The 6,128-nt window shown below is 42.1% G+C and carries 3 protein-coding genes; 1 reads left to right on the forward strand and 2 read right to left on the reverse strand.

Going from position 1 to position 6,128, the window contains the following annotated elements; genetic code table 11:
• Positions 1-126: 126 nt before the first annotated feature.
• A complete protein-coding gene (locus FJU10_RS14600) occupies positions 127-1,017 on the forward strand; it encodes an ArsR/SmtB family transcription factor (protein WP_086293906.1) in 891 nt (296 codons plus the stop codon).
• A gap of 71 nt (positions 1,018-1,088) precedes the next feature.
• Here the strand turns inward: FJU10_RS14600 and FJU10_RS14605 are convergent, their stop codons facing one another.
• Together FJU10_RS14605 and FJU10_RS14610 are read right to left on the reverse strand one after the other, a co-directional pair.
• A complete protein-coding gene (locus tag FJU10_RS14605) occupies positions 1,089-2,912 on the reverse strand; it encodes an APC family permease (protein ID WP_140966222.1) in 1,824 nt (607 codons plus the stop codon).
• A gap of 216 nt (positions 2,913-3,128) precedes the next feature.
• Positions 3,129-5,831 carry a YhgE/Pip domain-containing protein gene (locus tag FJU10_RS14610; RefSeq protein WP_140966223.1) on the reverse strand — a complete coding sequence of 901 codons (2,703 nt, stop codon included), beginning with the start codon at positions 5,829-5,831 and terminating at the stop codon, positions 3,129-3,131.
• Positions 5,832-6,128: the final 297 nt, after the last annotated feature.

Here is a 6,128-nt window from a genome sequence, read left to right on the forward strand (position 1 = left end):
TTAGGATAATATCTATATTAATTAATAAATATATTAATAACTAGCGAAATAAACAACGCTATTTACACAAATTAGCAAATATGTTAACATTCAAGTAAATCAAACAGTTTAAGCGGAGGTGACACGATGCAATTAGAAATCAATCAAGAAGCATTGCCTGTCTATGAGGCACTTGCCAGTAACGTGCGAATCAAAATCATTCAATTGCTGGCTAAAAACAAGATGAATGTCAAAGAGTTGGCACAGGAGTTGGGCTTAAGCAGCGCCATCGTTACGATGCACATCAAAAAATTAGAGGAAGCCAAAATCATCAAAACAGAGCGTGTGGGGCAAAAAAAGATTTCCAGTTTGAGAGTGGATCATATCGATATCAACTTTCCTGAGAAAATCTTTAATGCCTTTGATACGAAAGAAACGGCGATACCGATCGGTCATTATACAAATTATTCGGTAGAACCAACGTGCGGGCTTGCTACTTCAGCTGATTTTGTGGGAATGGTGGATGAACCGAAATTTTTCATGGATCCCCGACGAATGGATGCCCGCATCTTGTGGTTTACGAAAGGATTTGTCGAATACCAATCGCCAAACTTCTTAGCAAAAGAAGAAAAACTCGAAATGATGGAGATTTCAATGGAGGTTTCGTCTGAATTTCCTTTTTCCAATAACAACTGGCCGTCAGATATCACCTTCAGCTTAAATGGTGTGGAGCTTGGTACATGGACTAGCCCAGGGGATTTTGCAGACATTCGCGGCAAGTATACACCGGATTGGTATCCAGACAATCTTAATCAGTACGGGTTATTGAAGACGATCCGCATAATGGATCATGGAACCTACATGGAAGGTGTTCCTCTTTCCGACATTACAATCAAGGATATACCTGCCTACGAAGATACGTGGCATTTAAAAGTGGAAGTCAAAGAAGATGCCGAGCATGTCGGCGGTTGTACCCTCTTTGGCAAGGGGTTTGGGAATTACGATCAAGATATCAAACTAAAAATGTTTTATAGCTAAAAAAAACGCTAGTCTTAGCGGCTGACCTAAACATTTCTTTTGGGAATCAGGTCGCTAAACTAGCGTTTTTGTTATTTTTTCAAATGGTAACTGTACGTACTTACAATGATGTTTTCACGCCAAGAGAGTCTGAAACGCAAGCGCAGGCTTGTTTGGTTGTGCAAAATATTTTGCCAGCGACGTCTTGGGACAAACTGTGGAATGATGACGGTCGTTGTGTAATTGTGTTTGGCTGCATTGCGGCTGACTAGATCCACATAACGCAAGATGGGATTTTCAATCGAACGATACGAAGAATGAACGACGGAGAAACGCACGTCTGGGAATTTTTGCTTAAATTCTTGTTCGATCTCTTTTTCTTTCTTCACATCTTCATCCAATGAGACGTGCATCGCCACGACATAATCACCAATCGATTGGGCATAGTTCAATGCGCCGATATTTACTCGGGTAACATTTCCGACGAGAACGATCACGGTATTTCCTTCATAGACATGCAGTGCTTCTTGTTTTTCCAATCGCAGCTGTTCTGCGACTTTTTTATAATGATCATGGATCTTGTAAAAGATATACAAGAGGATCGGCATGATAATGAAAAATGGCCAAATATCGCCTAAGCGATACACGAACAAGATGGCAATGATCGCAAAAGAAATCAAAGCCCCAATGATGTTGGCGATCGATTTAAAGAACCAGCCCTTGCCTTCTTTTTTCCATTTGACGACCATTCCGCTTTGGGATAGTGCAAAAGGAATGAATACCCCAATGGAATACAACGGAATCAAACGCTCGGTCGATCCTTGGAAGATAAACAATAGGACGATGGAACCAGCAGCTAAGGTGATAATCCCGTTTGAGTAGCCGAGACGATCCCCACGGTCTTGATACATGTGTGGCATATATTTGTCTTTGGCTAAGTTATACGCCAACACGGGGAAGGCGGAAAATCCGGTATTTGCGGCAACTGCTAAAATCAGTGCTGTAGCAAATTGCAAAACGTAGTACATAAACCCATGACCAAAAACGGCGGAACCGATTTGAGATAGGACGGTCACTTCTGTTTCTGGTACGATACCGTACCAATAGTTGATAAAAGTGATGCCGACGAAGAAGAACCCTAAGATCGCAGCCATGATCGTCAAGGTCGCAGCTGCATTTTTCGCCCGTGGTTTTTTGAAAAACGGCACAGCGTTACTGATCGCTTCGACCCCTGTCAAAGAAGAGGAACCTGATGAGAAAGCCCGTAAAATCAAGGCCACGGATACCCCAGGTACGACCGCTCCCGGTAGTGCGGTTGCATTTAACGGTTGCGCACCCGTTACGATATTGTACAAACCGACCACGATCAAGACTGTGATCACTGCGATAAAGGTGTAGACAGGAATCATCAAGAAGCTAGCTGATTCTCGCAACCCTCGCAGATTCATCATCATGATCAAGAGCACGATCACGACAGAAATCGCCACTTGATGGCCGAACAACGCTGGCACAGCAGAAGTGATGGCTTCTGCCCCTGCTGAGACGGATACTGCTACTGTCAGCATATAATCAATCAACAGTGAGCCGCCGGCAATCAGGCCCGCATTTTTCCCTAAATTTTCACTACTTACTACATACGCCCCACCACCGTGAGGGTATGCATGAATGATCTGACGGTAAGACAAGGTCAATGAAATCAAAAGAATAATAACAAAAGCAGCGATCGGTAATGAATACCAGATAGCAGCAGCGGAAAGTGCCACTAATACAACAACGATCTGCTCTGTCCCATAAGCAATCGAAGACAAAGCATCAGAAGATAGCAACGCAAGGGCCGCCGTCCGGCTCAGTTTTTGTTCATCATTCTCTGCGGATTTCAATGGACGTCCGACCAACAAACGTTTCAAATACTCCACTTTTTCTACACTCCTTTTCATGAAAAATCCTTCGTTAAACTTGTAACGATATCCTCACAAATATTGAATTATCAAGACTGTATGCTACTCTTGTAACCGCGAAAAGTCAATGAAAATCAGATGAAAAAACGGCCCTTTTTCCCTCTTTTGATTATTAGAAATTTCACGTGATGGCACAAAAGCAGAAAGAACAAATGCTCTTTCTGCTTTAAGATTTTAGTGGAAGAAATGACTTTCTTTGGAAATGTCACTTAGTTTCTTCGTAGAGTTGACTAGATAAGGATACGCGTACGTACCGACGATCCCAAAGACTAGGAACAAAATCGTTAAAATGATCAACTGCGGGATAGCATTTGGCCAATAGATCCCACCGGCTGATTCTCTTAACAGATTGACCGCATGGGTAAATGGCAGTAGCGGATTAATGAATTGGAAGAACTTCCCAGAGACTTGGATTGGGTAGTTTCCTCCCCCACCGGAAATGGAGAGAACCAAAATAATGATGGCGATCCCTTTCCCGAGGTTGCCGAACAGTCCCGCCAGTACGTAGACGATCATCATAAAGGCGAGTCCAACGAGTAATGCGAAGAAGACACTGTACACTGGATTGTGGACATCAACGCCTAATAAAAACATATTTCCTAGGGTCACGATCAAACTTTGGGCGACTGCCATCGTCAAGAACGTCAGCATTCGTGCCACAAAGGTTTCACGTTGTGTAAAGCGTTTTTTGTCTTTCTTCTCTAAATGATACTCCGTTGTAGCGACACTTGACAACAATAATGCCCCTACCCACAAACACAATGCGGTATAAAATGGCGTGCTAGCTGAACCATTGTTGACGATTGGATAGATTTCATTGCTCTTTAATTCCACTGGTTGTTTGAAGAAGTCAGCTTCATCCGTAGCATCAAGTTTCAATAATTTGATGACTTCCCCGAGATCGACTTCATTTTCGCCTGCTCTGATCGCATCAGCGGCTTTGTGGATGCCAGCTTTGATACTTGGCCAATCGTTATTGATCAAATCGACAGCCGCATCCAAAGCTTTTTCAACTTCTGGCAGTTTTTCATCCACCATCGCCATCGTAGAACTAATTTCTGATTTGATGGTTGGCCAATCGTTTTGCAAGAAGTTTACGGCCAGCCCTAATTTTTCTTCGACAACTGGCAATTCGTTGTTGTAAAGGTCGGCTCCTTTATTGATGGCATTGACGATTTCATCCATATGGCCATTCAGCATCGTATTGGCATCGTGCAATTCTTGCTTGATGGCAGGCAATTCTTTTTGGTATTTTTCCAAAATCGTCACGGCATTGCTGACCACTGATTTGGTGGAAGACAGCAACGAGTCAAAATCGATTTCTTGGGCTTTTTTCAAGACATCTTCGGCAGTGGTGATGGTTTCGATTAGTTTGGTTAGAATGTCGTTGATGGTGGTGGTGATAGATGGTACATCAATCTCTTGCAGTAAACTTTCTATCTCATTAGCTAGTTCAGTTATGTTAGTAAGATATCCCTTCAATCCATCGACATCACTATTTTGAACAGCTTTTTTTGCCCCATCTAAAAGTTGAGATAAATTCGCCAAATGATTTTTCACAGCTTTTAGCTGACCAATCACGCCTTGAATTTGATCATTTCCAGCTGAACCTTCAATATTTTCTAGAAACGCAATTAAGGCATCTAGCATACTTTGTTGTTGCTGAATATTTTGCTGCAACCCATCAATCGTCTGTAAAATTGATTCTCGATCTTTTTCTAATTGGTCTTTATTGATGGACTCGTTTAATTTTTCGGACCATTTAGCTGTTGTCGAAGCAACTTGTTTAGCTGATTCAATCGTCACTTGCGCACTGCTAGAAATACTTGGCAAGGCATCTTTGAACTGTTGCGCCCCATCTTTGGTCGCTGTGGCGAAGCTGGCGGCTTGGTCGCCTAGTTGTTCGATCTGTGGTAACGCGGCTTGAACTTGTTCGATGACTTGCAGTCCTTGTTTGGCGGTATCGATGCCCTCCGTCATGGTGCTGGCAATGTCATCAAAATCATCATCGATCATCTTCAATTGTTTGCCGGCATTTTGGATCTCTGGGATCTTCTCTTGCAAGGTCAAAATGATGCTGGCTTCTTTCTTCAATGTCGGCAGCTTATCGTTTAGGCCAATCAGTTTTTCCCCCATGGCATCCACTTGCGGAATATAATCGGTAAATTCTTCGGCTTTTGCGATCTTTTCTTTGATTTCTGGAAACTTATCGTGCAAGGTGACGATCTCTTTCGTATAACCGTCGATCGTAGCCAAATTGTCATCGGTATCTAAGATCATGGATTTGACTTTGTTGATGCTGACTAAGTTGGAATCAATGTCATAGCCGATTTCATTGAAGACTTTTATTAACGTGGAGCTGGCAGTCTCAATAAAGTTTTGTGAGATTTCTTCTTGAAGACTGCTGGCTCCTTTTTCGGTGATTTTTGGTGCGATGGCGTTGATTTTTTGGTTACTGTAATACTCGATCGTCGGTTTTTCAATTGTCCCGCTGGTAAAACTGATCAGATCATCTGAAAAATCAGCTGGCAGATAAATACCGGCGTAATATTTTCCTGATTTGACCCCTTCTACCAAGTCCTCTTTTGAATCCACGAAACGCCAGCCTAACTGTTTGTTATCATGGAGGGTGTCGATGACTTCATCACCGATATCGATATGCTTGCCTTGAAATTCTGCCCCTTTATCCGCACTATACACGGCGATTGGCAATTCACTGGTGTTGCCATATGGATCCCAAAGTGCTTTGATATTGAACCACGCATAAAGCGAGGGTAAGATCATTAAGGCAATGATCAAAAATGCAGAGATTGGATTGCTGAAAATTCGTTTCCAGTCCAGTTTATATAAATAGAAAACATTCTTTAGTTTATTCATTTTTTTCTTCCCCCACTAGTTCTTCGTCGAAGGATAATTTACCATGTTTTTCCCCCGCCGCCAACGGCTACGATCGACCAAGAAAAGTCCTTTTGACAAATGGTCGTTTTTGTCAAAATGAAACCCCTTTACTTTTTGTTTTTTTCGCTTATTGTTAAACTTTCTTTAACTTTACCATGATGGCGAAAAACAAACCACTCATATCCTTTGAACTGTTTTTTTTACAGGCCTTTCTTATACAAAAAAAGCTTCCTTTTTTCTGCAACGAAAAAGGAAGCTTTTTTAGGTATTATTTCA

It is taken from the genome of Enterococcus sp. OL5, assembly GCF_006491895.1.
Taxonomy (GTDB): Bacteria; Bacillota; Bacilli; order Lactobacillales; family Enterococcaceae; genus Enterococcus_D; species Enterococcus_D innesii.

Bases quoted from the DNA above. Each gene is read 5' to 3' on its own strand.
- FJU10_RS14600 (WP_086293906.1), top strand. From the start codon at position 127: ATGCAATTAGAAATCAATCAAGAAGCATTGCCTGTCTATGAGGCACTT.
- FJU10_RS14610 (WP_140966223.1), bottom strand. From the start codon at position 5,831: ATGAATAAACTAAAGAATGTTTTCTATTTATATAAACTGGACTGGAAA.